Below are 24,771 nucleotides of genomic sequence, written 5' to 3'. Positions count from 1 at the left end.
TTTGCTTTCGCGTTTCGTTCCGTGCCGACAGGGAGCGCATTATAGGGAGGCGCCGAAAAGACGCAAGGGCTAAATCGCAAATTTAATTCAAGCGCGCATTTTTTAACCTGAAACGACGAAATCTACCCTATTTTAGGCGGTAACCACCGCGGCCAAGCTCATTTTTCATACTTAAGAGACTATGTGTACCTCATTTACAGACGTTCTTGCTTCTTTGTTCTTTCTTCATAGCTATTACCTCTTAGATATTCCCAATTTCATGAAACTGCAGAACCGGCTGACGTTTCATCAACGCTCGCCATGCACCAACGTTGGCATTCACTAACTCGGAACACACTAAAATGCATAAAAAACGTCTGCTTATTATATTTCATATACAGGTGGTGCGTTTTTAAACATTTTACTTTACTTACCATTAACAGATTGTCATAACCATAGAGAGGTAGACCAATAGCGGCTAGCAACGCACTGATATCAGTCTTCCTTATAGATACACCCAATTTATGCAAACCAACGCTTTGGTAGCATGACAAGCTCGTCGCGTGACAAGCTCGTAACATGAAAAGTACTGTGATTTTTGACGCACATCTTTTGCTGTGCCGTTAAATGGCGTTATCGCAACCTGATGATGAGGCTGACCCATGACGCAACCGGATGATAATGCTGCTACCGTATCCCCACAACGCGTGTTAATCACCGGCGTTACCTCAGGCTTGGGTGAGCAACTGGCGCACGATTATTTGGTGCGTCACTGGCACGTCAGCGGTATTGGACGTAATCCGGAAAAAATTGCTCAACTTACCGCAGCCGGTATCGAGGTTTTTAGTGGCGACCTCACCGATGAACAGACTTATCAGCAACTGCCTGCTAGCCAGCAATGGGATGTGGTGATCCTCAATGCCGGCACCTGCGAATACATCGACGACCCGTTGCACTTTGATGCGGCCCTGTTTCACCGCGTTATTGAGACCAACGTGCAAAGCCTCGGCTACAGTTTGCACTATCTCCTGCCACATCTTGCGCCTCGGGCTAAATTGGTTTTTATCAGCTCGTCTGTCACTTGGTTACCATTACCGCGCGCCGAAGCCTATGGCGCGTCAAAAGCTGCCGTAGATTATCTGGCCAAATCGCTACGCTTGGATCTGCGCCCACACGGCATTGATGTGTTGCTGGTCAAACCCGGTTTTATCAAAACTCCGCTGACCGATAAGAACACCTTCCCCATGCCCGGGATCATCAGTGTCGAGGCCGCGTCAGCACACATCATTCAAGGTATTGAAAAAAATCGAGCCGTTATTAGCTTTCCGACGCTATTTATTCTCAGCCTGAAATTGCTACAACATTTGCCGGAGCGCTGGTTGGCCCGCTTATTGAAAAGGACATAACCCATGGAACGGATCGCGATTATCGGCTCAGGGATTTCAGGTCTGACAGCGGCCCACTTGCTCGATGCGCATTATGACGTCACCTTGTTTGAAGCTGATTCACGCCTTGGCGGTCATACTCACACCCATGATATTGAACTCAATGGCCACCAATACTGCATCGACAGTGGCTTTATCGTGTTTAACGATCGCACCTATCCCCTGTTTAATCAGCTGCTCACCCGTATTGGCGTGCAAGCCCAGAAAACCGAAATGAGCTTTTCGGTGTGTGGACGTAACGATTTCGAATACAACGGACACAGCTTGAACACCTTGTTCGCTCGTCGTCGTCATTTACTCAGCCCGGCCTTTTATCGTTTTATCGTTGAGATCTTACACTTTAATCGCTTGGCCAGTGCTGCCTTGCGTCAGATAGATTCCAACGATACCTCTACCTTGGGCACCTTTTTAAGCCGGCATGGTTTCAGTACCTTCTTTCAACAACACTATATATTGCCGATGGGGGCCGCTATCTGGTCAGCCAGCGTGCAGCAAATGCTGGCATTCCCTTTTTTGTTTTTCGCACGTTTTTTTGCCAACCACGGATTATTAAATGTGGCTGACCGGCCACAGTGGTATGTGATCCCTGGTGGCTCACGTCAATATATTGAGCCGTTGATAAAAGGGTTACGGGCTAAAATCTATTTATCCACTCCAGTGCTGCGCGTAAGCCGTTCACCGGATGCGGTGCAGATAGACGCTGGCGGTGAAACTCACACCTTCAGCAAAGTGATTTTTGCTTGTCATAGCGATCAAGCGCTAGCACTGCTACAAGCGCCAACACCGGATGAACAGCATATTCTGGGTGCGCTGCCGTATGCGGAAAATGAAGCGGTGCTGCACACCGATACGGGCGTATTACCCGCGCGCCGCTTAGCATGGGCCAGTTGGAACTACCGCTTGCAACCGGAACTGCAAGCATTACCGCAAATCACCTATAACATGAATATCCTGCAAGGTATTCGCTCGAAAGAGACCTTCTGTGTCACCTTGAACCCGCGCTTTCCGATTGCTGAGGAGCGCATTATCAAGCGCTTGCGTTACCACCACCCAACCTTTACCTCGGAAGGGATCTGGGCACAGCAGCAGCGTGAGCGGATCTCCGGCGTTAACCGGACCTATTTTTGTGGCGCTTACTGGTATAACGGGTTTCACGAAGACGGAGTGCGCAGTGCCGTTGATGTCGCGCGGCGACTCGGGGTGGTGTTTCCATGACGCTCCCAGCCGCCCATTCTGATGGCACACCACACACGCTGTACTGGCACGGCGAGGTGCTGCACAGCCGCCGCTCACCAAAACACAATGTCTTCAAGTACCGTGTGTATATGCTGGGAAAATGGCTCGATGATTTGCCAGAGCACCAAAATTGGGTCGCCAGCCGATTAGGCCCGTTTCCCTTGTTGAGCTTTTACCGCGCGGATTACCTTCCCAGCCCCGGCTCCTTGCGCCAAGCCGTGCGCGATAAAGCGCGCCAACTCGGTGCAATACTGGATGATGACACCGCCGTGCTATTTATTGGTAACGCACGCTGTCTTGGTGTGTATTTCAGCCCAGTGAACTTTTATCTGCTCATGCACCAGCAACAACTGCGTTATTTACTCGCCGAGGTGTCCAATACTCCTTGGGGCGAGCGTGACTACTATCTGGTGCCGTTACCGGCAGAAGCGGTGCAAACAGCCAAAGCATTCCACGTGTCACCCTTTATGCCGATGGATATGCGCTACCAATGGCAAATTCATTATGATCCGGCCCATTTTTCTGTGGGCATCACCAATCTTGATAATCAGAGTCAGCAAGCGGTCTTTCATGCTCGTCTGTCATTGCGCGCACAACCCGTAACGCCGAGCAGCACGCGGCAGTTGTTACGCCGCTTCCCTGCGATGACCTTGAAAGTGGTTCTTCTTATTTACTATCAGGCAGCCAAGATGCTGCTCAAAGGCTTTCGTTTTTATCCGCATCCGTGAGGCCCGTATGGATTCAGCCCGTATACAGACCCTGTCATCGGTTAATAACCACGCCCGTAAGCTGGTATTGCAATTTTTACACGCCATCACCTGTGGCACCTTGATTATTCATGATGACCATTTTGGCGGACTGACGATTCAGCGCGATGACAGCATCACCGCGACATTAACGGTACATGATCCTCTGTTTTATCGCCGACTGCTCTGGGGAGGTGATGTGGCTGCCGGTGAAATGTGGATGCGCGGACAATGGAGTAGCCCTGATCCGGTGCAAGTGATCCGTTTGCTGGCACGTAATCAGGCCGTATTTGATAAGCTCGAAGCGCGATTACGCTGGCTCACGACGCCGCTAAATCGCCTACGCCATTTTTTCACCCGCAATACTCTGCGCGGTGCGCGCAAAAATATCGCTCAGCATTACGATCTGGGCAATGACATGTACCAGCTGTTTCTCGACCCCGAGATGCAGTACTCCTCCGCGCTGTTTAGCCACCCGGAGCAAACGTTGGCTGACGCGCAGTACAACAAACTCGAGCACATCTGCCAATCATTGGATTTACAGGCGCAAGATCACCTGCTCGAAATCGGCAGTGGTTGGGGCGGTTTGGCGATCTATGCCGCGCGCCATTATGGTTGTCGCGTCACTACAGTGACCTTGTCACAAGAGCAGTTTGAGTTTGCCAACGCGCGCATTCACGCCGAAGGGTTGCAAGATAGGATCACCCTCTTATTTCAGGACTACCGCCATATCCAAGGTCAGTTTGATAAGGTGGTGTCGATTGAGATGATTGAGGCGGTCGGAGAAGCTTTTTTGCCCAGTTACTTTACCCAGATCTCAACACTCCTCGCTCCCCAAGGGCGTTTTCTGATCCAAGGGATCACCATTCGCGATCAACGCTATCAGGTGTACCGCTCGCAAACCGATTTTATCCGCCGCTACATTTTCCCCGGCGGTTTTCTGCCCAGCCTGACCGTGATCCTCGATACCCTCACCCGCCATACAGATCTGAATGTGGTTCAGGTACATGACTTCGGCCATCACTATGCTAAGACGCTGCATATCTGGCGCGAAGCCTTTAATGCTAAGGCGACAGCCATACAACAACTCGGCGCCTCAGACGAATTCATGCGCCTATGGGACTTTTACTTTGCTTACTGCGAGGCAGGATTTTTAGAACGCGCCATCAGTGTGGTGCATATCACCGGCTGTAAGCCGGGGTCACAGGCATGGAACTCTCTCGATGCCACTCTTTCGCGCTAAGTATTGGCGTTGGATCCACTTCTTCGCCTTTGAGCTGTACTGGCTGGCTGCTGTCAAATTCCATGCGAACGGCGTTTGCCTGCTACTCGCACTGTTGCATCTGGCGCTAACGCCCACACCTCGGCGCGATCTGCGGATTTTGCCGTTGTCACTGCTTGGTATCGGCGTTGATTTTTTGCTGACTTATTCTGGGGTTTTTGTTTTCCCGAGCGGTTTCCCATTATGGATGGTGACGGTTTGGGTCGGGTTTATTCTGGCGCTGCCACATGGGTTGGGCTGGTTATTTGAATTTCACCTAGGCTGGCAAATCCTTTTTGGCGCACTCGGGGGCGCACTCTCCTATTTTTCTGCATATGCTTTGGGAGTAGTCCGTTTTGGTTATCCGTTCATGCTGGTGATCATCGGCATTGCCGCCATCTGGGCGCTGCTGCTGCCGTTGCTGATTCACTTGGCCCGGATCATTTCAACGAGGTATCCCGATGCCGTCTCTGACTGATTATCGCCAAACGCTGTGTTTTCGATGCCAGTTTCGCTTCCTATCGATTAGCCTTTTGGCTCTGGGCTTGTTCGTGGTGTGCGGATTTAGCTCTGCGCTCTATGCATTACCCACGCAGCAATTAAAACCAGTAGGCCAAGGCACCATGAATTGGCTATGGGCCGATATTTACAGCGCAACCTTGCTCAATCGCAGCGGCGTTTACCAACCCAATGTCTATCCCGTTGCGTTATCCATTTCGTATTTCACGGATATCGATGATGAAGATTTGATCAGCGCTACCCGCGATGAATGGGAGCGCCTCGCGATCCAAACGCCAGCCGTGCGCGAGCGCTGGCTCACGCAACTGGAGCACATCTGGCCGGATATTCGCGCCTATGACACCCTCACGTTTTATGCCACTAGCGCGGATAGCGCTGAGTTCTACCATAACGCACAACGCATCGGCCAAGTTCGCTCACCACAATTTAGTCCCTCGTTTTTGGCTATCTGGTTATCGGACAACAGCTTAAAGCCGGCGTTAACCCGGCAACTTAAAGGAGAAAAACCATGAAAGCACTTTCCCTGTTGCTGGCAGCCGGAATGGTGGTCGGCTGCGGCGTCAAACCGGAGAACTATGCTGGCAAAGCGCCGGAGTGGGATCTGCCTACTTTCTTTAATGGCGACTTGGTCGGCTATGGCATCGTAACCGACCGCAGCGGTGAAGTGCAGCGGCGTTTTAGCGTTACCATGCAAGGGATCTGGAGCTCACCGGAAAAAGGAGAGCTGCATGAACAGTTTTTGTTTGATGACGGTAAAAAACAAGAGCGCATCTGGTATTTGCAGAAGGTCAATCAGAAGTGGCAAGGCACCGCAGGCGACATTGTCGGTACTGCTGGTGGTAGCACCTATGGGTTTGCCATGAACTGGAACTATACCCTAGCTCTGGAACTCAGCAGTGGTCAGCGTGTGAACGTGAAATTCGATGACTGGATGTATCTGATTGATCAGCAGCGGCTGATTAATAAAGCCGAAATCACCAAATTCGGTTTTAAAGTCGGCGAAGTGATTATCTATATAGAACAAAAGCCAAAAGCTTAAATAGATACATGACTTGCGAACGAAAAAAAGGAAAAGCCGCAACACCTGATGCGGTTTTTCCTTTTATACGCACATTTACGCGCATATACATGCAGCGCCCAAACAAACAGAAAGCGCATACATGCAAAGCAATAACATTTAGCATATAGAGCCGTAAGCAAATTAAAATAACCTGACTTACGGCGCTACTCTGACACTATTTATTTTTTACCGTTGCGATGCGTGAACATACTGGAATATTAGTCGCATCCAATCCTGGTTTTGTATTATGGAAATCGAATTCCAACTCAACACTTGGTTTAAATACCAAGCAGTGAGTAGAACCACCGAAGTGGAACATGCCTAACTCATCGCCTTTATTAATGTGCTGGCCTTCTTTAACGGTAACATCACAAGAAGATACTTCCGCCATACCGATAGCAATGAAACACATTAAACCAATTTTTGGATTATCCGACTCAATGAAGATCAACGAACGTGTCGCAACAGCAGATAAGAATGGCTGTGAATTATTTGGTGCACTGTCATCTGCGCCATTTTCATTCTCAAAACCTTGGTTACGGTTACCTAAATAGTAAGAGCCGTTCACCATTTTGACTTTTTTGACGATACCGCTTACCGGGCTATTCCAGCGGTGATAACTCAAGGCGCTCAAAAACGCTTGGTAAACAGTACCCCCAACAAACTCCGCTGCTTCTGGCTCGAAGTCCATCATGTTTTCCAGTGAATACTCTTGCCCTTTCAGCCAGAAATTCGATGACTGTTTAACATTTTTGACCACTTGCAACGGCGCGGATTCACAGGCATTGGCAATCACATCGTCACCTTCAGCGACCGGTCTTACGCCAGGCACAAAGGTACGGGTGAAGAAATCATCCCATGATTTAAAACCGTAGTACTTATCACTTGGATCGCAATTGAAGAAGTGTTCGAACGGTTTTTGACGATTTGGTGAGTTAGCCGGCTCAGCTTGGCAAGCCACAGAAATCATTTCGGTACGCGCATTTTCACTCAGCCAACCAAATACTTTTGGTGTCCGCTCAGGGAAATTATCGACCAATACAGAGCGAGATGCTTCGGATGATAAATACTCACTCCAATAAGTCAGGATTTTTTTGAACTGCTGGTTCACTAATTCATTCGCGAAAAATGCATAGCCGGAGTTAGTCGCCATCGGCCAATCCAGCAACGCGTTAATCGGGAAACCAATTAGACCACACGGCTCCAACGCACCGGTTTTAGGATCCAAATACTCAGTGCACTCAGGTGCTTGAGTCATAACTTGATTTAACAGTTGGATAAACTCGTTGAAGTCTTTAACTTCTGGGGTACCAATGGGTGTTAATTTTTTCTGCGCTAATGCTTCCGTGAACATGGCGGCAGCAAGACGGGAGAGTTCAGGATCACCTTGCACTAATTCTTGGAACTCTTTAACCGGCTGAACCAGCTCTGCATTTTTATCAATTCTGGTTTTTTGATCTTTTATCCATGCTGCGATGTGATTTTTGTTTTTTGGCAACCAGTTACCACTGTGACTTTTTTTATTAATGCTCATAACGATGCCTCTTCTGATGGCGCGTTTAATAACTGCGCCTCTATATGACGGTAAATACTAACTTTTAAGCAGTATAGGCACAGTGAACAAAAAGAAACCAAGCCAAAACAAACACGCATTGTATCTCTGTGTTTCGTGGTGTGTATATGAATGCAGCAGTCATAACTAAATATCAAATCATGAAAGCGGGCCGAATTTAGAGAATAAATCGGTGTGGGAGTTCTGCCGGTAGAGAGCGAGAGATCGGGATGAAGGGATAACACAGGCCCAACGCATGATGCGATGGGCCACAGAAGATCAGCGCTTTTTACGTCCGCCCGCTTTGCCCAGCGCTAACTGACGCGCGCGCTGTTTATCCGAGCCTCGGCGCCGCGCCGGCGCAACTTCGCGGGTTAAATCGGGTTCAAACCCCGGATACCACTGCTGTGGCAAACGTGTGTCGAGCAAGTCTTCGATCGCAGTCAACAAGCGCTGATCGGCATCATTGTATAAGCTGATCGCTAATCCGCTATGCCCTGCACGACCGGTACGGCCAATCCGGTGCACATAATCTTGCGCGCTAAACGGCAACTCCAAGTTGATCACACACGCTAACTGCGCAATATCTAAACCGCGCGCCGCCACATCGGTCGCCACCAGCACGCGAACCTCACCGGCTGCAAAATCGGCCAGCGCCTTGTCGCGCACCGCTTGTGATAAATCCGCATGCATTGGCCGCGCCGCAATAGACTGCTGTTGTAACCAAGTGGCCACTTTGTCACAGCCTTCACGTGTCCGGCTAAATACCAGCACTTGCGGCCAGCTCTCGGTTTGTAGCAAATGCGCCAGTAATCCCAACTTACGCTCTTGATCTACCACATACACGCGCTGCTCAATACGCTCGATTGGCGTGCTGTTATTGCTGATATCAATGCGCTGTGGTGAGCGCAGCATCTTACCGGCCATGCGATGAATATCATCACTCAGTGTGGCGGAAAACAGCAGTGTCTGACGCTCAGTAGAAACCTGACGAACCACATCACGGATTTCATCCCGAAAGCCCATATCGAGCATCCGATCGGCTTCATCAAACACCAAAAAGCGCACATCACGCAAATGCACCACACCCTGTCGTAGGTAATCCAGCAAACGTCCTGGCGTTGCAATCAGTATATCCGCGCCGGTTTTCAGCTCACGCGATTGCGTGGCCAAACATGCGCCGCCATACACCACCACACAGCGAAGCGCGGTATGTTGGGTAAAGGCTTCCATATTATCTTGCACTTGACGCGCCAGCTCACGGGTTGGCACCAAAATCAGCGCACGCGGCGCCTTAGCCGCCGGTTGTTCCAGTAATTGCTGAATAATCGGTAGCGCAAAGGCCGCCGTTTTACCGGTACCGGTTTGTGCGCTCGCGAGAATATCTTGCCCTTGTAAAATCAGCGGGATCGCCTGCTGCTGGATAGGCGTTGGTTGGTGATAGCCTAATTGCGTCAGCGTCTGCAATAAAGGAGCCACCAGATTCAGGGAGGAAAAAGACATGCGCACACTTCTCGGTCAGTAAAACAGCGCGCGATTGTACCTGTCTGCACGCTGCGATGCCACCGCTAGACACAGCGCACTCGGCCAGTATTCATTTGCAGATACATTTATTAGCATCTGTTTATTTGCTATTACGCTAACAGATTATGATACTTTCCGATCTGTTTGTTTGCCGATATTCAGCATGAATTTTATCTCCTTTCGTGAGGAGTTCGCCGTTATCCGGCGTGAACTGCTCATCTCCTGTGAAAAAATAAAAGCCCTCGACTTTTCCTACAGCAACGTATTATCGGCGGTCTTGTCGGTCGGATTGGCTATCTTGATCTGCCATCTTCTGCGCATGGAATATTCCACGTGGGCGGCCTTCAGTGCCTATGTGATCATGCGGCCAGTCTTTAAGCAAACCTGGCACCGCGGGCTGCTGCGAATCGCCGGTACCTTACTCGGTGCGCTGTGCGCAATTGGCTTTTTACTGTTGTGCCGCACCGAGTTGAGCTTGGCTCTGTTATGTGCTGCCATTTTGCTGGTCAATACCGCAACGGCCTATTACACCAATGTGGCGTCTGATGAGTACAATTACGCGATTTTGTTTTTTGGGCTGACCTTTACCCTGATTGTCAGCTATGCCTATGTTTATCCAGATACGGACATTTTCCATATTGGCATGATGCGTACTGGTGATGTGATGATTGGCTCACTCTCTACCATTGCGGTGGGCATGCTGATCCAACGTATTTGGCCGGATCCGGCTCCAACTGCAACTAACACGAAGCCGCATTCCGAATCCACAACTTCGGCGCCCAAAAACACCGCCGTGATTACCTCTGTCAGCGCGCCAACTAAAGTGGTGAGCTGGCCGTTTTGCCATTTGCACTTTTTGTTTGCCCTACTGGCTGGCGTCACTATTACACTGATGCCGCTATCGACTCTGATACATCACAACTCGCTGTTTATTCAAGCGGCGGTGAGTATTTTGGCGGTATCCAACCAGCCACGCTCGGTACAAGCCGATGATTTGCCGATCTCTACAGCACGCAAGCTGATTTACCGAGCAACCGGCTGCTTTTTAGGTGGGGTTGCCGGCATTATCTGTAACCTGATCAGCGTGGCCGCCGACTCGTATGCCCTGTTGGTATTCTTGACCTTACTGGGAACTGCCTTTGGCCGCATCATTCAAGACAGCAGCAAAACGGCCTCGTATGTCGGTACCCAATTTACCGTAGGTTTGCTGATGGTGTGCGTGCATGACACCACCCAATTAGTGAATGACAGTTACGGGGTATACCGCTTCGCCGGTGTCTTTATGGGCTTCCTGATTTTTGTCCCTGCGCTGTTTATTCTGGCCAGTCTGTTTTACCGCTACGGCAGCAAACCGCAGCACCCCACAGAGGCGTAACACCTCAGCTGACGGCGTGCAAAGCGCCGTCATTTCCCCGCACTCAAAACCTATCTCGGTTCAAAATTCAAAAACAGCGCGATTCACTGTTATTCAATAACCGTCTATTCAATAAACGTCGCTTAGTCCTTGTCGCCACGCCGGCTGCTCATCGGCAAATGCCCAGTAAGTGGTAATGGCACAAATCTGATTGGCGCGAAACGCAAACAACGAAGTGGCAAAAAAATGGTCATCACAATCTGGGCTAATCACATGCGTAATGCTCAAAACCTGCCCGTTATCCAATGCATTGATAGTATGCGGCAAGAAGCGCCACTGTCCGGGGAATTGCTCATTCACGTGGATAAAAGGCGCGCGACCGGCAAACAATTCGCGGCTAGTAGGCCAAATCACACTCACATCGTCGGTTAATAGCGTTCCGGCTAAGTGAAATTGTCCGTGGTCAAACGCATCCCAAAACTGCGTGACTAACGCCACTTTCTGCGTTGCATCCAGCATTATCTTTCCTTCCCTGTCCTTAATCGCGCCTAGTATTTCTCGCTGATTGTGGCACAGCACTCACGGCCTTGCTCAAGCAGGATTCCGCTTTGTTTTGTCGCTCCCAAAAAAGCGCTCCGAAAATAGCGCCAGCGCACATAGCCATTCTCTCTGTTTATTGGCGCAAGAGCCGCAGACTCATCTGCATGAAAACGCGACATGTATTTTTATCCTGTATATCCCTGCCTGTTAAAGGGAGATAAGCTGTATTCGTACCTTATTGACGATCAATGAATTACCACCTGACCGCGCATTTTATCTACGGTCACTAGCACGGATATCTTATGGATAAGCATTACTCTGCCGCGTTAACCACTCACTCGCCGACACACAGCACCAGCGCTGAGCATACTCACCTGAAATTTTTGGGATGCTTACTTGGCGGCGCGATCGGCGATGCGTTGGGTGCGCCGGTCGAGTTTATGAAACGCAGCGCTATCTTGTCGCAATTTGGCCCAGAAGGGATCACCACCTACGCCCCAGCATTCGGCGGCTTAGGGCGCATAACTGACGATACGCAAATGACTTTGTTTACCGGCGAGGGATTACTGCGTGGTTGGGTGCGCAGTTGTCTGCGCGGTATCAGCGCTGATCTGCCGGCCATTACCGCGCACGCCTATCTGCGCTGGTTGCAAACACAAGGTGAGCGCCCGTATTGTCAAAGCGATCTGGGCACGGAGTATTCCGGTTGGCTGGTCACTCACCATGACCTGCATGCACAGCGCGCCCCAGGACATACCTGCATTTCAGCGCTACGCCTGATGACCGGTTTTGGACAACCGGCACAAAATAACAGCAAAGGATGTGGAGGCGTCATGCGCGTCGCGCCTGTCGGTTTGTATATGCAGCGCTTACATCAAGCACAGCATCCAGCCCAGACATTTGAGCTTGGCAGCCAACTGGCAGCACTGACCCACGGGCATCCCACAGGCATCTTATCCGCTGGCGTATTTGCGTTATTAATCGAGCAATTAGCCAATGGCGCAACGCTGTCAGAAGCATTAACCGTGGCCATGACGCACCTTTGCCAACACGCCGGACATGAAGAAACGTTGCATGCCTTGCTGCGCGCCCAGCAGCTGACGGCACAACCGCTCGCTGCAGCGGAGGCCATCGCACAATTAGGCGAAGGCTGGGTGGCCGAAGAAGCGCTGGCGATCGCCGTGTATTGCGCTCTGACCGCCGAGAGTTTCACGCAAGGGATAATCCACGCGGCTAATCATGACGGTGACTCTAACTCCACCGCCGCCATGACCGGCAATTTACTGGGCACGCTGTATGGCGCGCAAGCACTGCCTTCGGCGTGGTTAGAACCGCTTGAGTTGCATGATGTGATAGCCGAGCTGGCCGAGGATTTGTACCACTTTCCGACTTGGCCATTAACTGATACGTATTCATCTGCGCAAGAGCAAACCCAATGTGATTATTTGTGGCAGAAATACCCTGGCTACTAGCTGTATAAGCGGCTCGCCATAAAAAAAGAAACTCCCTATACCGACACATTTTTTCACGCTTACTTGCAGAGAAAAACGGTAGGGTTCGGTATAACGCTCCACTCGGATTGGTTGCCTCTTAACACGAGCCTTAACACGAGCATTGGCTATGCAAGACATTTACATCGCGACTTTTATTTTTCAGAAAAAAGAGTATGACGACGAGTTTTACGCGCTAGACGATAAAATCGCCGACTATGCCAAGCAAAGCGAAGGTTATCTTGGCGACGAGAGCTATGAAAATCCACAAACCGGACAGCTGATTAACCTGTATTACTGGCAGGGTAAACAAGGCATGGAAGATGTCATTCACAACAAGCTGCACGGTGAAGCGAAATCCAAGCAAGCTCGCTGGTTAAATGGCTATCAGGTCACCATTTCCAAGTTGGAAGCCGCTTACAATGATGGCGTATTGCCACATCCTCTGGCGCATATCAAACCGCGCTAATCGGTATGTATGAGATCGCATGCAAAAAGGCGCCATGTAGGCGCCTTTTGTCTTGATTACACGACTATTTACGCTTTGAACACAATGTCATGCAATTCATGTAAGCTGCGAACTTGGTAATTTGGCGTGATATGCGTCGGTTGCGCTTGCTCGGTGCGGTTCAACCAGCAAGTATGCAGGCCCGCATTCAGACCGCCAAGAATATCCGAGTCAGGGTTATCACCCACCATCAGAACTTTGTCGCGTAGCGGATCACCCATCAGTCGCAAAGCATGGTCAAAAATTTTACGGTCAGGTTTCGCTACGCCCACCTCTTCCGACACCACCAAAATATCAAAGTGATCCTGCAAACCGGTATTTTGCAGGCGTACCTGCTGTAACTCGGTAAAGCCGTTAGTAATGATGCCTAAATTAACGCGCCCTTTTAGGGTATCCAGCAGCTGAACCGCCCCCTCTAGCGGCGTGCAGATTGTTGCCATCGCTTGCTGGAAAGCATCATTCAGCGTCTGCGGAGTCACGTCTAACCGCTCAGCCCATTGTGAGAAACGGCGCGTTTGTAAATCCATCGACGTGATCGTACCGTTTTGGTATTCCACCCACAGCGGCTTATTGCGTAACTCATACTCGGCATAATCTTCACGGGAAAAATCAACACCGAAACCGGCGAACATCTGTTTCAGTCCGCTGAATGAATCAAAATGAAACAAGGTTTCATCAGCATCAAACAACACCCATTCATACTCAGCAACCATGATCTTTTCCTACTTCGCCGCGCTCTTCGCTAAAGCCGTGAGGATATGTCAACCCACACGGAAATTCAAACCGTGCCTCACAGCAAAACATGTGATTAGCAACCGGTTGCCTAACTTACTGTGATGCGTCTAACACTACCTGCGCACTAACATACGGCATAGCCTGCAATCCACCCATCAGCTGCGCCACTACGGCATGTAGCGTTTCGCGCTCAGGATGACATTTGGCGACCGTCACCAAGCCTTGAATGCCAGTCATCAAATACAAGGTTAATACCTCGATATCTCGCTCGAGCGGCACTTCACCTAACTTTTGCGCGCGTAGCAGCAATGCACGAAAATCGTGCTCCATATGGTGATAAATCAGCGCTAGCTGAGCGCGCAAATCCGCATCTTCGCCGAGCTCCAATAAGCTGCGAGTCACCAGACACACACCCTGCACCATCTCACCGGCCACCAAATTTAAATAATGATGCAGCGCCGCAAGCGGCGAAGGATCCGCCGTCAGCATCTGCTGGCGAAAACGGCTACGTTCAGCCACATAATGTTCAATCGCAGCCAAAAACAGACCGCGCTTATTCCCAAACGCGGCATAAATACTGCCCGGGTGCAGGCCGGTGGCAGCCACCAGCTGCTGCATCGTGGTTTTGCTGTAACCATGGGCGCGAAAAGTTTCCATCGCCTGAACTAACACGGCATCGCGATCAAATTCAGCACTGCGCATTGATCCCTATCCTTCCATTCACTTATCGGTATGGGGTTTCGCTTTCAGTTTTGAGTCAACATTGAAGCAAAATGTGATGGTGATTTAGCCAGTTACGCCTGCAGGCGGTTCTCGCGCTCACCGCCTGCGCCTTAACCCAGACGATGTAGCTCTGCATCAACCATTCAAGAGCCTTAGTTTACTCCAGCCGCATAGCCAAACCAACCTATCTTGAACAATCATTCAAAAATCACTTGCGCGATATCAAAAAAAGATCTTGAATATACGTTCAAGAAAGGTAACCCATCCTGAATGGATGAAGAATTGCGAGTGATAGACAATGAATATGCTGCTAGAACCCTACACACTGAACGCCAGCCTGACTCTGGCCAACCGTTTTGTGATGGCGCCAATGACCCGTTGTATGGCCGCTGAAGGTTTACTGGCCACTCCTGAAATGGCGGCTTACTACGCCCGCCGCGCAGACATGGGGTTAATCATTTCGGAAGCAGTGCTGATCCGCCCTGATGCGCAAGGCTACCCTAATATGCCGGGGATTTTTACTGACGAACAGATCTCAGCTTGGCATGCCGTGACCGATGCCGTACATGCGCGCAACGGTAAAATCATGGCGCAATTGCTCCATGTCGGACGCGTATCGCACAGCTATTTCCACGGTCAAACCCCGGTCGCCCCTTCCGCGATAGCATTAGAAGGCACGCTGCCACGGATGCGTGAGCTGACCTATCCGGTTCCACGCGCCTTAACCGCCGATGACATTGTACAGTTGGTCGAAGATTTTGCTGTGGCAGCCGAAAATGCCATCGCCGCCGGTTTTGATGGCGTTGAAATTCACGGTGCCAATGGCTATCTGATTGATCAATTCCTGCACTATGACACCAACCACCGTGACGATGCATACGGCCAAACACCTGAGAACATGAGCCGCTTTGTGTTGGAAATTATCGATGCGGTCAGTGCACGGATCGGCGGTGAACGGGTCGGGCTGCGATTGGCACCTGCTGCGTTCGTACTGATTAAACCGGATGCTCGCGATCGCGCGGTGTTCGATCACTTGTTACACGAGTTGGATCAGCGTCCACTGGCCTACTTGCACGCTGCCATCAACGATGACACCGCAGAAATCGATTATCTGGGTGGGCGTGTTAGCGATTATCTGCGTGCCCGCTATCACGGCACCCTGATTGCCGTCGGCAACCTAACCCCTGAAGCAGCCGAGCGCGCCGTGGATAGAGGCCGTTTTGATCTGGCAGCAATCGGTCGCCCGGTGCTGGCAAACCCTGACTACATTGATCGTCTGCGTAGCCAAGCGCCACTGGCCGACTTCCAAGATAGCATGCTGGCCACCTTATACTGAGTGCGGCTTCAGCGTGAGTCGGTATGACTAAGGCTCAACGCACGTATACCCAGCAATGAAAATCGGCAGACCGGTTATTCCCCGGCCTGCCGATTTAAGTTCACTTAACGTGCGTGACAATGTGGGCAACACGAACGGTATACCGTACCCAACAGGTTTAACGCCCAGCTCGCATCAAGGTTGTAGCGTTTGCAAGCAGGTGGCATTTTCCTTATTCACCGCAATCACTTTGCCATTTGCGGAAATTTTCAGGTATTCGGTCAACAAAGCGGCATCACCGGCCCGACATTGGTTGCCTGCCGCAGAGAGCTGGTTATCACGCAAAATCATGACTGGATAGCCTTGTTCCACATCTTGCACAAAGAGCGCACTGGTAGCAGCATCGCGACTGGTTCCCCCTAATACGAGCTCTTCTGGCTCGCTCGGCATTTCATGCAATGCAGCATCCACCAGCAATACGGTCCGTGATTCGGTATCCCCATTCACCGATAACCAAATACGGCTGCCATCCTCAGACATGCCATAAATTGGCAAATAGACATCCGGCTCAGCAATCACATCATGCAGATTTTTGCGCCCCTTGGCATTAAAGCGCCACAATTGCGGCATCTCAAATGATTGCCCGGGCTTCAGCGCGCTATAAGCGAAAGCTTGTTTACCGTCTCGCGATAACCCCGCAGAAGACTCCATCCCATCCAGCAACTCAACGCCTTTGCCAACTTGCCATAAGACCGCTTGCGTGCTCAACGGCGTAAAAGCCTCGCTGGCCGACATGCCTGCCGCCTTAATAATACGCTGGCGGAACGCCGCAAAATCGGGCTCAGCGCCATTTTGTGGTTTTTCCAACAACCCGGCACTGTCCAAGTCAGCAAAACCATTATCGGCTATCCACAAAAACGGCTGCCAGACCGGCTCGGCGGTATGCGCGACATAACCGGCAATCCGTTGGCCATCATGGCTAACCGCGACCACTTCGTAATAGCCGAACTCGTCTTGGCCATCAAACGGCATACTGTTCATGAATGCCTGCGCCTGCTGATTTTGCTGCAACGATTTCAACGTCGCACGGTAATGCTCACCGAGAACCACGTTACCATCGCCGCTGGTAAACACCGGTTCATTGAGCGTCGCCGGCAATGGCGTAAAGCCGCCGACTTCTGTCCACATAAAACCACGGGTCAGATCACTGGGTGAACCCTGATACCAACCGATGATCGTCCGGCCATCATTGCTCATATCCGAAACCCCAGAGATATGAGCCTTTCCTGCAGGAATTAACGGCTGTAAACCCTTCGTGGTTTGCCAACGCATTGCGTGTAATTGGCCGTTATGCCCCGCGGCTAACGCCAATACCGTACCATCATCGGACAAACGTGCCGTACTGGGTACATAGTAGCTACCCGCCGGCAATCCCAGTTTGCTCTCTTTGCCTTGCGCGCGAATCGCCAACTGTTCCGCGCCGCGCAATACCCACTGCTCATGCAGCGGCAACAATGTACGTAGCGTATTGGCTAAGGTAACCACTCCTGAAGACTGTGGCGCATTATTTCCCGGCGTATTAAGCAGTTGCACTGCTCCATCGTACGATAGCAGTTCGACTTGCCGGTCTTGCAGTACAGCGTCCACCGGTTTCACCACAGCGGTAGTGTCAGGGGTTTCTGACGCCGCCCATGCCACCGAATTGAGACTCAGCAGCAACGCCATGGCGAATGGCTTACGCGAAAAATGCAGCATATGAAAATCCATTTATTAATTAGTAATATAAATACACGCGTATTCTAACTGAGAAGCCACAGCCAGCAAGTGAACAATTTTGCGATTTGCAGATATACATCACGCCATCAGCCAAGAAAATTGCGAAAAAATCACGTGAATAAATAGCATCATCAGATTTCCATGCTGACAAGGTGTGAAGACCTTCTCAACATAATAAAAATGAATACTTTCTTTAATTCTTCGTTATAAAATAAATCACAGGAATTACCATTACCAGCAAGCGCTGACTGAAAATAACTCCCCCCTCATACTGACCCACCATATTAACAGCTGTTCACGCTCAACCATGCAGCATGAGAGGCGAAGAGCACGACAAACACACTCATCTGATTTCCCTATTACTATGATAGGTATTATTTATTATGCTTTGATATTACAAAATGTATAGTTGATGAGGTTTTATGGCTTTTACATTAAAAACAATAAAATAAGAATGGTAGTATGAAGGTTATCAAAAAAGTTTACTGCGGTTTCGCAATCCTCTCGTTAGTCATGGTAGGAGTTACCTTATTTGGTTTTTTCAAGATCAGCATTGCCGATAAAAATTTAGTTCAACTATCGGAAAACACCTCGATAGAACAAAAACGGGCGGTCGATTTACGTGGCTCGGTACATGACCGAGCCATTCTCATCAGAGATTTGGTGCTATCCAGTACCCCTAAAGAGCAAGCTTCGATAATAGAAAAGATCAATGCGCTTGCATTGATCTATCAGAAAGCCGATCAAGCACTTGATGTAAAATATGCGCAATACAGACATAGCGACAATGAAGTCTATTATCTGCAACAAATTAAAGAAACAAGCAAAATAGCTAGCCAACAAACTGCCCATCTCATCACATTAGTCGATAATCGAGAGATGCACAGCGCTATACCGTACCTATCCTCTGACACAGCTCAAACATACATTGAATGGTTAAAAAGAATCAATCAACTCATTGACTTGAAAGAAGATCTCATTCATTACGAAGTAACAAACTCATTAGCAGAAACTCATGGTTTTAAAAATGTAATGCTATTTGTAACGTTCTTCTCATTACTGATTAGCTTTATCGTAGCAAGGCATGTGGTAAAAAACTTAAACTCATTACTCGGTGGAGAACCTGAATATGCTTATGCCGTTATTACGTCCATTGCCTCAGGTGATTTAACCACGCAGGTGCAGTCTAATGGGAAAAACAACTTACTCGCCGCATTAAATAATCTTGTTGAAAACTGGGGTGACATAACACACAGATCAATACTTACCGCCAATGCTGTACTCACATCCTCTGAAGAGTTATTGGCTGGAGCAAAAAACAATCAACATCTAGCCGCTAAGCAAAAAAAAGCAACGGAACAAGGTGCACACTCGGTTTATCAAATGTCCACTACGGTAGCAGAGGTTGCTCGACACACCACCGAAGCCGCAATGCTTGCCAATATGGCGATTAACGATGTTAGGAAAGGGCAGGATGAAGTTCTTAAAACACAAAACAACATGAATGCATTAGCTCTTCAAGTTTCTGAAGCCACACAAGTGATAAACAGTCTTTCTCAAGACAGTAATCGCATTAGCTTTGTCATGGAAATTATCCAAAATATCGCTGAACAAACTAATTTATTGGCATTGAATGCCGCAATAGAAGCAGCAAGGGCTGGTGAGCATGGGAGAGGGTTTGCAGTAGTTGCCGATGAAGTCCGCAATTTGGCGCAGCGCACCCAAGACTCAACACAAGAAATCAAAACGATCATCGAAAGCATGCAGAAAAACTCATTGGTAGCGGTCGATGTGATGAATACAGGAAGTAAACAAGCCCAATTAAGTGTCGAGCAAGCAAAAGCAGCCGAGTTATCGCTGCGTGAGATTAATCAAGCCGTATCAAAAATAGATGAAATGAACACCTATATAGCAACCGCAGCAGAACAACAAGCCAGTGTGGCGGCAGAGATTAATAATAACTTCTCACAGATAACGCAATCAGCTGCCAGTACAGAACAAGAGGCTGCATTACTGACAACCGCCAGCCAACATCTTGAATCACTAGCTAAAGAACTAGAACTAACATTTAAACGTTTTACTGTTTAAGTGTAATGTGTAGAGCTGCCTTTTATGCAAGCGACTCAATATACAAGTATCAAGTAAAAAAGCTCTATGTCTTAACTATTCAAGGTAAACCAACAAAAAAGGCCGCAAATGCGGCCTTTTTAAGCTTACGTTCTAACTCAGATATCACGCTTATGCCAAGCACGCTGAGCATAAGTTCAGTGTGGGATTAGTTACCCATTTGCGGCAGTGGCTGACGGAAACGGCGCGTCAACACGGCCATATACACGACGCCCACCAGCGCCCATGTCAGACCCAGCACCAATGAGCTTTCTTCCAGATTCATCCACAACACCCCTACGGTCATCGCACCGAGCAGTGGCAGGATCAAATACTGAACAGTCTCTTTCATGGTTTTGTTGCGCTTTTCACGAATGTAAAACTGCGCTACAACGGCCAAGTTAACGAACGTAAAGGCCACCAACGCACCGAAGTTAACCAATGCGGTTGCTGTCACCAAGTCAAATGATACGGCTGACAGCGCTATAGCCCCCACCAGTAACACGTTAATCGCTGGGGTGTGCCATTTCGAGTGTACGAAACCAAACACTTTTTCCGGCAGCACCGCATCACGGCCCATCACGTATAACAAGCGCGAAACCCCCGCATGGGAAGCCATGCCAGAAGCCAGTACCGCCACCGTGGTCAAACACAACACCACTGACTGGAACAGCTTGCCGCCTACATACAATGCAATTTCCGGCAATACCGCATCAGGATCGTGGAAACGTGAAATGTCCGGAAAATACAGCTGCAAGAAGTATGACACGGAGATAAAAATCACCCCGCCAATCAACGCCGTCAGGAAAATGGCCTTCGGCACCACACGTTCAGCGTTTGGCGTCTCTTCCGACAACGAACTGATGCCATCAAAACCGAGGAACGAGAAACATAAGATCGTCGCGCCTGTCAGCATTGGCAGCAAATGTGCATTTTCCGAGAAGAATGGCTTAGTACTGGCAACCGTTCCAAGGCCTTCACCTTGGTACACGCCATACGCTACCAACGATATAAACACCACGATAATGGCAATTTGTAACGTCACAATCATGCTGTTGAGATTTGCCACAACATTAATACCACGCAAGTTCATGAACGTCATAAGGCTCACGAAACCGAAAATAAAGATCCATGGCTCTACATTCGGGAACAGCGCAGTTAAATAAATCTTTGCCAACAAGGCATTGATCATCGGCATAAATAGGTAGTCAAGTAACGATGACCAGCCCACCATGAAGCCGATATAGGGGTTAAATGCCTTCTGCGCATAGGTATATGCCGATCCAGCAGAAGGAAAACGTCGCACCAGTTTTCCGTAACTGAGCGCAGTAAATAGCACACCAATCAGTGCAATCAGATACGATGAGGGTACATGACCATCAGTAATATCTGTCACGATACCAAACGTATCAAACACGGCCATAGGCGTAAGGTATGCCAAACCCATCATGACAACTTGCCATAATGAGAGCGTCTTTTTTAATTGTGGTTTTTGAGTCGCGCAGGTATTAGATGCCACGGACGTGTCCTCCTATCCGCTCAACTTTTTGGGTACTAACGACAGCCAAAAGCTGGGTGAACAAGAGAATACTTCGTTGCAGATCAGAAACAGAAAAACAAGAAAGGATACGGGAGAAAACACGGGAGCAGGTTACGTTCAGTCCTGCTCCGGCCCCATAATCGCTGCTGGTGCAGCGCATGAATGCGAATAATTGCATTACAGGTTCCTCGTACGGCGTTTTGGCGCACTAAATCAGATTATCATGTCCGGATGAACTCCGGCCTCGTCAACAAATTAAAAGCAAAAAAATAACCGACGCCTTACAACGTCGGTTATTTACGTGCGCATTTTGCACTAACTATTATATCGTTACAATCCCTTCGATACACTTATATAGCAACATGTTGATATTAAATAGAATATTTTGGATTTGCCGTTTTTTTGAACCAAAACATAACAACATCTAACTCATTGAGTTAGCGAAGAAAAAAATACGCCTTTAGCATGCATTTCTGGTGATTTATGATGGCATTGAACAGAACACCATGATCTATCACTTCACCCGACTTTTATCTTTTTATAAACAAACCAATTTGTTAAAACGTGCCGTATCACCCATCTTACTTTTCGAAACCTGTGCGACAAAAAATATGCCGCACAGGTTTGTTTTTTCACCGAATGCTTATTGCGCAGGATACTCCGCCCGTTTTTGTCCCGCCAAAACATCCATCAGCGAATAACGAGCTTCACTGCCTAAACCATCCGGTAGCCACTCCAGTACCAATATCTTCCAGTTAGGGCTAAAGGTAACCGATTTGGGCAGATCATCAGCCGAGAACGTCCCGATCAAGGTGCTGTAATCTGGCCGGATCATGGGAGCGATGGTGGTACTGTCTGCGGCTGAATACACATTCACACGCACCGCGTCAGGGCCTTTGAAATACAAGGTCAGCGGCTTATCAGTGGCCAAAGTAAAATTATCCGGTACCACTATGTCTGATGAGCTGGTTACTGGCGTAACCGGAACGGGCACTGGCACGGGTACAGGAACCGGAATTGGCGCTACCGGCGTGGGTTCCGGTTTCACAACAGGCTCCGGCGCGACTGGTGCTGGTGCTGGTTTAACAGTCTCCGGCACCGGCTTTACTACTACCACTGGTTTCGCCGTCACCGGTTTGGTCACAGGAGCAGGCTTGGTTGGCGTAGGTTTAACCACGGTCACGGGCTTTGCCGGTACGGGAGCAGGTTTAACCACCACAGCGGGTTTGACCGGCGTGGGCGCAGGCTTACTGGTTGTCGCAGGCTTTGCCGAGACAGACGCCGGTTTAGTGGCTGCCGCTGGTTTTGTCGACGGCGGTACAGGTTTGACGACCGGCGCAGATTTCACCGACGGCGTAGACGCCGATTTAACGCTTACCGCCTGCTTGGCGGGTGCAGATTTGCTTGGCGCGGTCGACGCTGGCTTAACGGGCGCCGTACTTTCTGCGGCGAGAGCAAACATAGCGCCACATGACATTATGAGTGCAACAATCTTAGGGATCAGCTTCATCATCGGCTCCTCTACTATTCCTGCCCTTGATACAAGCGATCAACTATCGCTCGCAAAAAGTGATACCAATCAGTGTCTTTTAGACCACTCGACTGGATCCATGAAGGAAACGCAGGGTAACTCAGCGTAATATCAATACGCTCGGCACTTTGTGACCAGCCATCAATGAAATTCATGGCCCATGGGAAACCGCGACTATCCACAAACTTCGATGTGGAGAAGATCGCCGAGTTATCATCTAATCGTCCATACAACGTGGTATCAAACAGCTCGGTACCGCCAAATTGCGGTAAATGCACCTGCCACTTCAGGCCTGGCTGGAAACCAATATTCTCACCGTGATAAATACCAGGGGTGGCGAAAATGAAAGGATCGTACGGTGCGCTGCCTAAACGCGCGCGGGCTATCGGTTTATCAAACTCCACCACCAACTGATACTGTGTATTAATATCCTCACGGCAATCTGGTTTAGTGCGGAAATATTCACACCGTGTCGGTACGGCATCTTTTAAATCATAGCTGAAGACAAATACAGCCTCTCGGTGACTCGGATCGAGCGCTAGTTTGTTCACCACCTCGCCATTCTTGGTTAACAGCGCGGATTTTACTTCGCTGGCTTGAACGCCCGGAAGCCGCCATGCAAAACCATTATGATACCCCGCCCCCAGTGATTGCACCTTGGCGTCAATCGTCAATTGCTTCAACGCATTAACGTTATTGGACACTTCATGCATCTGATAGGAAATGGCGACGTCATTAAAATCATAATCACCTTGTTGCGGCCACAGATCTTCAAAAGCCACCGTTGCCCAGCGATTCTGCCCTGGATAATAGCTATCAAATTCGATATTTGGATTATCAATCTGCACCAGTTGTTTAAAGCGCGTTGAATCCACACTGTAGTTAGGATTTTCATCCGTGCCCTGATTACTGATACCTTTTACCGCCTCAATAGGCGTTAATACCATTTCAGCAATCACATCGTTGAAATCATGATCGCCACCGGTGCGGAATATATCTTCAAAACCGATAATTAAACTTTTCCCCGGTTGGTTAAAGAGCACTACATTATGGAATTTTAAATCCGCAGCGGCTTCAGTATTCAGTTGGCTCAGGTTATAAAACGGGCCTTGGTAGATGGGGCTATTGGTGACTTTGCCATAGCTGCCCCCCCATCCCCAGCCATTTGGCACAACAAAGAGTCCAATCCCTTGATTAGCGGTCAGCTCTACCCCTTTAAGGGCTACCGTATCACCGGTGACCATCTCCCCATCGGGCGGTAATGACGCATTGGGAAATACAATGACGTGATTTTCAATATCTGCAGAAGTCTTAGGTGGGTTGTTCACATCATAAATAAAATAGCCCAAGCTATTTCGATATCCAGCACCTTCGCGCAAAAAACGCAGCTTAACGGTAGCAATACCCTTGAAATCGGGGTCTAGCTCAATTTTGGTATAATCGTCACTGGCAATAAATTCAGGTTTGACCCGAATCCCTTCCGGTAACATCGAGTAGACATTGTCCAGAATTTTCGCTGGAGGGGGTTCGTTAACGACCGCTACAGGCTTCCCTTTCTGACTATAACCCACATCCGGCGAGCCGGTCATCCAGCTAAAGTCTACCGCACTGGCCGGTACCGCTAGCATCAGACTTGACAGAGAGATCAGTGTACTGAGTGATCGCATCACACTACTCCTCGTTTACATTACTTACTGTAAAGCGTAGATGAGGATCACAAAGGTGCTTAAGTCTAAATCATCATATATCTCGACATTATCGTGCCGAATACTTAGGCTCAGGGCGAAAATCAGGTTGTATCAACAACGTTCGTCTCTATCTTTATCTTCCC

General features: G+C 49.3%; 21 protein-coding genes. 12 read left to right on the top strand and 9 right to left on the bottom strand.

Features of this window, described 5'->3' with window-relative positions; genetic code table 11:
* Nucleotides 1-641 precede the first annotated feature (641 nt).
* The 7 genes from L975_RS03865 to L975_RS03835 are packed head-to-tail and all read left to right on the top strand — an operon-like array spanning nucleotide 642 to nucleotide 6,225.
* Complete coding sequence (locus L975_RS03865; protein WP_052181255.1) at nucleotides 642-1,385, top strand: SDR family NAD(P)-dependent oxidoreductase; 744 nt, start codon at nucleotides 642-644, stop codon at nucleotides 1,383-1,385.
* Between the two features lie 3 nt (nucleotides 1,386-1,388).
* Nucleotides 1,389-2,639 carry an NAD(P)/FAD-dependent oxidoreductase gene (locus L975_RS03860; RefSeq protein WP_039046593.1) on the top strand — a complete coding sequence of 417 codons (1,251 nt, stop codon included), beginning with the start codon at nucleotides 1,389-1,391 and terminating at the stop codon, nucleotides 2,637-2,639.
* Nucleotides 2,636-3,388 carry a DUF1365 domain-containing protein gene (locus L975_RS03855; protein WP_052181254.1) on the top strand — a complete coding sequence of 251 codons (753 nt, stop codon included), beginning with the start codon at nucleotides 2,636-2,638 and terminating at the stop codon, nucleotides 3,386-3,388. The genes L975_RS03860 and L975_RS03855 overlap by 4 nt, the downstream gene beginning before the upstream one ends.
* Before the next feature lie 7 nt (nucleotides 3,389-3,395).
* Complete coding sequence (locus L975_RS03850; RefSeq protein ID WP_047707280.1) at nucleotides 3,396-4,649, top strand: cyclopropane-fatty-acyl-phospholipid synthase family protein; 1,254 nt, start codon at nucleotides 3,396-3,398, stop codon at nucleotides 4,647-4,649.
* Nucleotides 4,630-5,145: a DUF2878 domain-containing protein gene (locus tag L975_RS03845; protein WP_047707278.1), complete on the top strand. Its 516-nt coding sequence runs from the start codon at nucleotides 4,630-4,632 to the stop codon at nucleotides 5,143-5,145. The genes L975_RS03850 and L975_RS03845 overlap by 20 nt, the downstream gene beginning before the upstream one ends.
* Nucleotides 5,129-5,698 (top strand): chalcone isomerase family protein, encoded by a 570-nt coding sequence (locus tag L975_RS03840; protein WP_081995594.1) that lies wholly within the window; start codon nucleotides 5,129-5,131, stop codon nucleotides 5,696-5,698. The genes L975_RS03845 and L975_RS03840 overlap by 17 nt, the downstream gene beginning before the upstream one ends.
* Nucleotides 5,695-6,225 carry a DUF3833 domain-containing protein gene (locus tag L975_RS03835; RefSeq protein WP_047707277.1) on the top strand — a complete coding sequence of 177 codons (531 nt, stop codon included), beginning with the start codon at nucleotides 5,695-5,697 and terminating at the stop codon, nucleotides 6,223-6,225. The genes L975_RS03840 and L975_RS03835 overlap by 4 nt, the downstream gene beginning before the upstream one ends.
* Before the next feature lie 196 nt (nucleotides 6,226-6,421).
* Here L975_RS03835 and L975_RS03830 read toward each other — a convergent pair whose 3' ends face one another.
* Nucleotides 6,422-7,780 carry a phosphatidylserine decarboxylase family protein gene (locus L975_RS03830; protein ID WP_047707276.1) on the bottom strand — a complete coding sequence of 453 codons (1,359 nt, stop codon included), beginning with the start codon at nucleotides 7,778-7,780 and terminating at the stop codon, nucleotides 6,422-6,424.
* Between the two features lie 297 nt (nucleotides 7,781-8,077).
* Nucleotides 8,078-9,301: a DEAD/DEAH box helicase gene (locus L975_RS03825; RefSeq protein ID WP_047707275.1), complete on the bottom strand. Its 1,224-nt coding sequence runs from the start codon at nucleotides 9,299-9,301 to the stop codon at nucleotides 8,078-8,080.
* 184 nt (nucleotides 9,302-9,485) lie between these two features.
* Here L975_RS03825 and L975_RS03820 point away from each other — a divergent pair, with 184 nt between their 5' ends.
* A complete protein-coding gene (locus tag L975_RS03820; RefSeq protein ID WP_047707274.1) occupies nucleotides 9,486-10,697 on the top strand; it encodes an FUSC family protein in 1,212 nt (403 codons plus the stop codon).
* Nucleotides 10,698-10,805: 108 nt separating this feature from the next.
* On the opposite strand, the gene L975_RS03815 is transcribed toward L975_RS03820, so the two are convergent.
* Entirely contained in the window at nucleotides 10,806-11,195 is a 390-nt protein-coding gene (locus L975_RS03815; RefSeq protein WP_047707272.1) for a nuclear transport factor 2 family protein, read from the bottom strand.
* 323 nt (nucleotides 11,196-11,518) lie between these two features.
* Here L975_RS03815 and L975_RS03810 point away from each other — a divergent pair, with 323 nt between their 5' ends.
* Both L975_RS03810 and L975_RS03805 read left to right on the top strand, forming a co-directional pair.
* A complete protein-coding gene (locus L975_RS03810) occupies nucleotides 11,519-12,688 on the top strand; it encodes an ADP-ribosylglycohydrolase family protein (protein ID WP_081995593.1) in 1,170 nt (389 codons plus the stop codon).
* A 148-nt stretch (nucleotides 12,689-12,836) separates the two neighbouring features.
* Entirely contained in the window at nucleotides 12,837-13,175 is a 339-nt protein-coding gene (locus tag L975_RS03805; protein ID WP_052181253.1) for an antibiotic biosynthesis monooxygenase, read from the top strand.
* Between the two features lie 68 nt (nucleotides 13,176-13,243).
* Here L975_RS03805 and yjjG read toward each other — a convergent pair whose 3' ends face one another.
* Both yjjG and L975_RS03795 read right to left on the bottom strand, forming a co-directional pair.
* Nucleotides 13,244-13,927, bottom strand: coding sequence for a pyrimidine 5'-nucleotidase (yjjG, locus tag L975_RS03800; RefSeq protein ID WP_047707270.1), 684 nt, complete (start codon nucleotides 13,925-13,927; stop codon nucleotides 13,244-13,246).
* Between the two features lie 115 nt (nucleotides 13,928-14,042).
* A complete protein-coding gene (locus L975_RS03795) occupies nucleotides 14,043-14,651 on the bottom strand; it encodes a TetR/AcrR family transcriptional regulator (RefSeq protein WP_052181252.1) in 609 nt (202 codons plus the stop codon).
* 319 nt (nucleotides 14,652-14,970) lie between these two features.
* On the opposite strand from L975_RS03795, the gene L975_RS03790 reads away from it, so the two are divergent.
* Entirely contained in the window at nucleotides 14,971-16,008 is a 1,038-nt protein-coding gene (locus L975_RS03790; protein ID WP_010863356.1) for an alkene reductase, read from the top strand.
* 174 nt (nucleotides 16,009-16,182) lie between these two features.
* Here the strand turns inward: L975_RS03790 and L975_RS03785 are convergent, their stop codons facing one another.
* Nucleotides 16,183-17,742: a hypothetical protein gene (locus tag L975_RS03785; RefSeq protein WP_047707268.1), complete on the bottom strand. Its 1,560-nt coding sequence runs from the start codon at nucleotides 17,740-17,742 to the stop codon at nucleotides 16,183-16,185.
* A gap of 483 nt (nucleotides 17,743-18,225) precedes the next feature.
* On the opposite strand from L975_RS03785, the gene L975_RS03780 reads away from it, so the two are divergent.
* Entirely contained in the window at nucleotides 18,226-19,851 is a 1,626-nt protein-coding gene (locus tag L975_RS03780; RefSeq protein ID WP_047707266.1) for a methyl-accepting chemotaxis protein, read from the top strand.
* A gap of 187 nt (nucleotides 19,852-20,038) precedes the next feature.
* Here the strand turns inward: L975_RS03780 and L975_RS03775 are convergent, their stop codons facing one another.
* The 3 genes from L975_RS03775 to L975_RS03765 all read right to left on the bottom strand — a co-directional run bounded on the left by L975_RS03775 (nucleotide 20,039) and on the right by L975_RS03765 (nucleotide 24,529).
* Nucleotides 20,039-21,388: an APC family permease gene (locus L975_RS03775; RefSeq protein WP_010863353.1), complete on the bottom strand. Its 1,350-nt coding sequence runs from the start codon at nucleotides 21,386-21,388 to the stop codon at nucleotides 20,039-20,041.
* A gap of 664 nt (nucleotides 21,389-22,052) precedes the next feature.
* Nucleotides 22,053-22,922 (bottom strand): hypothetical protein, encoded by an 870-nt coding sequence (locus L975_RS03770; protein ID WP_156121088.1) that lies wholly within the window; start codon nucleotides 22,920-22,922, stop codon nucleotides 22,053-22,055.
* An 11-nt stretch (nucleotides 22,923-22,933) separates the two neighbouring features.
* Entirely contained in the window at nucleotides 22,934-24,529 is a 1,596-nt protein-coding gene (locus L975_RS03765; protein WP_177326616.1) for an LruC domain-containing protein, read from the bottom strand.
* Nucleotides 24,530-24,771 lie beyond the last annotated feature (242 nt).

The sequence above is a fragment of the Plesiomonas sp. ZOR0011 genome (assembly GCF_000800945.1).
In the GTDB taxonomy this organism is placed as follows: Bacteria; Pseudomonadota; Gammaproteobacteria; order Enterobacterales; family CAMTGL01; genus Plesiomonas; species Plesiomonas shigelloides.
The sequence above is the reverse complement of the archived record's forward strand: the minus strand, read 5'-3'. Positions and strand labels throughout refer to the sequence as shown.

What these genes read in the sequence shown, in the direction of transcription:
- L975_RS03835 (WP_047707277.1), top strand. Translation starts at nt 5,695, where the DNA reads ATGAAAGCACTTTCCCTGTTGCTGGCAGCCGGAATGGTGGTCGGCTGC.
- L975_RS03860 (WP_039046593.1), top strand. Translation starts at nt 1,389, where the DNA reads ATGGAACGGATCGCGATTATCGGCTCAGGGATTTCAGGTCTGACAGCG.
- L975_RS03790 (WP_010863356.1), top strand. Translation starts at nt 14,971, where the DNA reads ATGAATATGCTGCTAGAACCCTACACACTGAACGCCAGCCTGACTCTG.
- L975_RS03770 (WP_156121088.1), bottom strand. Translation starts at nt 22,922, where the DNA reads ATGATGAAGCTGATCCCTAAGATTGTTGCACTCATAATGTCATGTGGC.
- L975_RS03810 (WP_081995593.1), top strand. Translation starts at nt 11,519, where the DNA reads ATGGATAAGCATTACTCTGCCGCGTTAACCACTCACTCGCCGACACAC.
- L975_RS03765 (WP_177326616.1), bottom strand. Translation starts at nt 24,529, where the DNA reads ATGACCGGCTCGCCGGATGTGGGTTATAGTCAGAAAGGGAAGCCTGTA.
- L975_RS03830 (WP_047707276.1), bottom strand. Translation starts at nt 7,780, where the DNA reads ATGAGCATTAATAAAAAAAGTCACAGTGGTAACTGGTTGCCAAAAAAC.
- L975_RS03795 (WP_052181252.1), bottom strand. Translation starts at nt 14,651, where the DNA reads ATGCGCAGTGCTGAATTTGATCGCGATGCCGTGTTAGTTCAGGCGATG.
- L975_RS03865 (WP_052181255.1), top strand. Translation starts at nt 642, where the DNA reads ATGACGCAACCGGATGATAATGCTGCTACCGTATCCCCACAACGCGTG.
- L975_RS03855 (WP_052181254.1), top strand. Translation starts at nt 2,636, where the DNA reads ATGACGCTCCCAGCCGCCCATTCTGATGGCACACCACACACGCTGTAC.
- L975_RS03805 (WP_052181253.1), top strand. Translation starts at nt 12,837, where the DNA reads ATGCAAGACATTTACATCGCGACTTTTATTTTTCAGAAAAAAGAGTAT.
- L975_RS03785 (WP_047707268.1), bottom strand. Translation starts at nt 17,742, where the DNA reads ATGCTGCATTTTTCGCGTAAGCCATTCGCCATGGCGTTGCTGCTGAGT.
- L975_RS03815 (WP_047707272.1), bottom strand. Translation starts at nt 11,195, where the DNA reads ATGCTGGATGCAACGCAGAAAGTGGCGTTAGTCACGCAGTTTTGGGAT.
- L975_RS03825 (WP_047707275.1), bottom strand. Translation starts at nt 9,301, where the DNA reads ATGTCTTTTTCCTCCCTGAATCTGGTGGCTCCTTTATTGCAGACGCTG.
- L975_RS03845 (WP_047707278.1), top strand. Translation starts at nt 4,630, where the DNA reads ATGCCACTCTTTCGCGCTAAGTATTGGCGTTGGATCCACTTCTTCGCC.
- yjjG (WP_047707270.1), bottom strand. Translation starts at nt 13,927, where the DNA reads ATGGTTGCTGAGTATGAATGGGTGTTGTTTGATGCTGATGAAACCTTG.
- L975_RS03850 (WP_047707280.1), top strand. Translation starts at nt 3,396, where the DNA reads ATGGATTCAGCCCGTATACAGACCCTGTCATCGGTTAATAACCACGCC.
- L975_RS03780 (WP_047707266.1), top strand. Translation starts at nt 18,226, where the DNA reads ATGAAGGTTATCAAAAAAGTTTACTGCGGTTTCGCAATCCTCTCGTTA.
- L975_RS03840 (WP_081995594.1), top strand. Translation starts at nt 5,129, where the DNA reads ATGCCGTCTCTGACTGATTATCGCCAAACGCTGTGTTTTCGATGCCAG.
- L975_RS03820 (WP_047707274.1), top strand. Translation starts at nt 9,486, where the DNA reads ATGAATTTTATCTCCTTTCGTGAGGAGTTCGCCGTTATCCGGCGTGAA.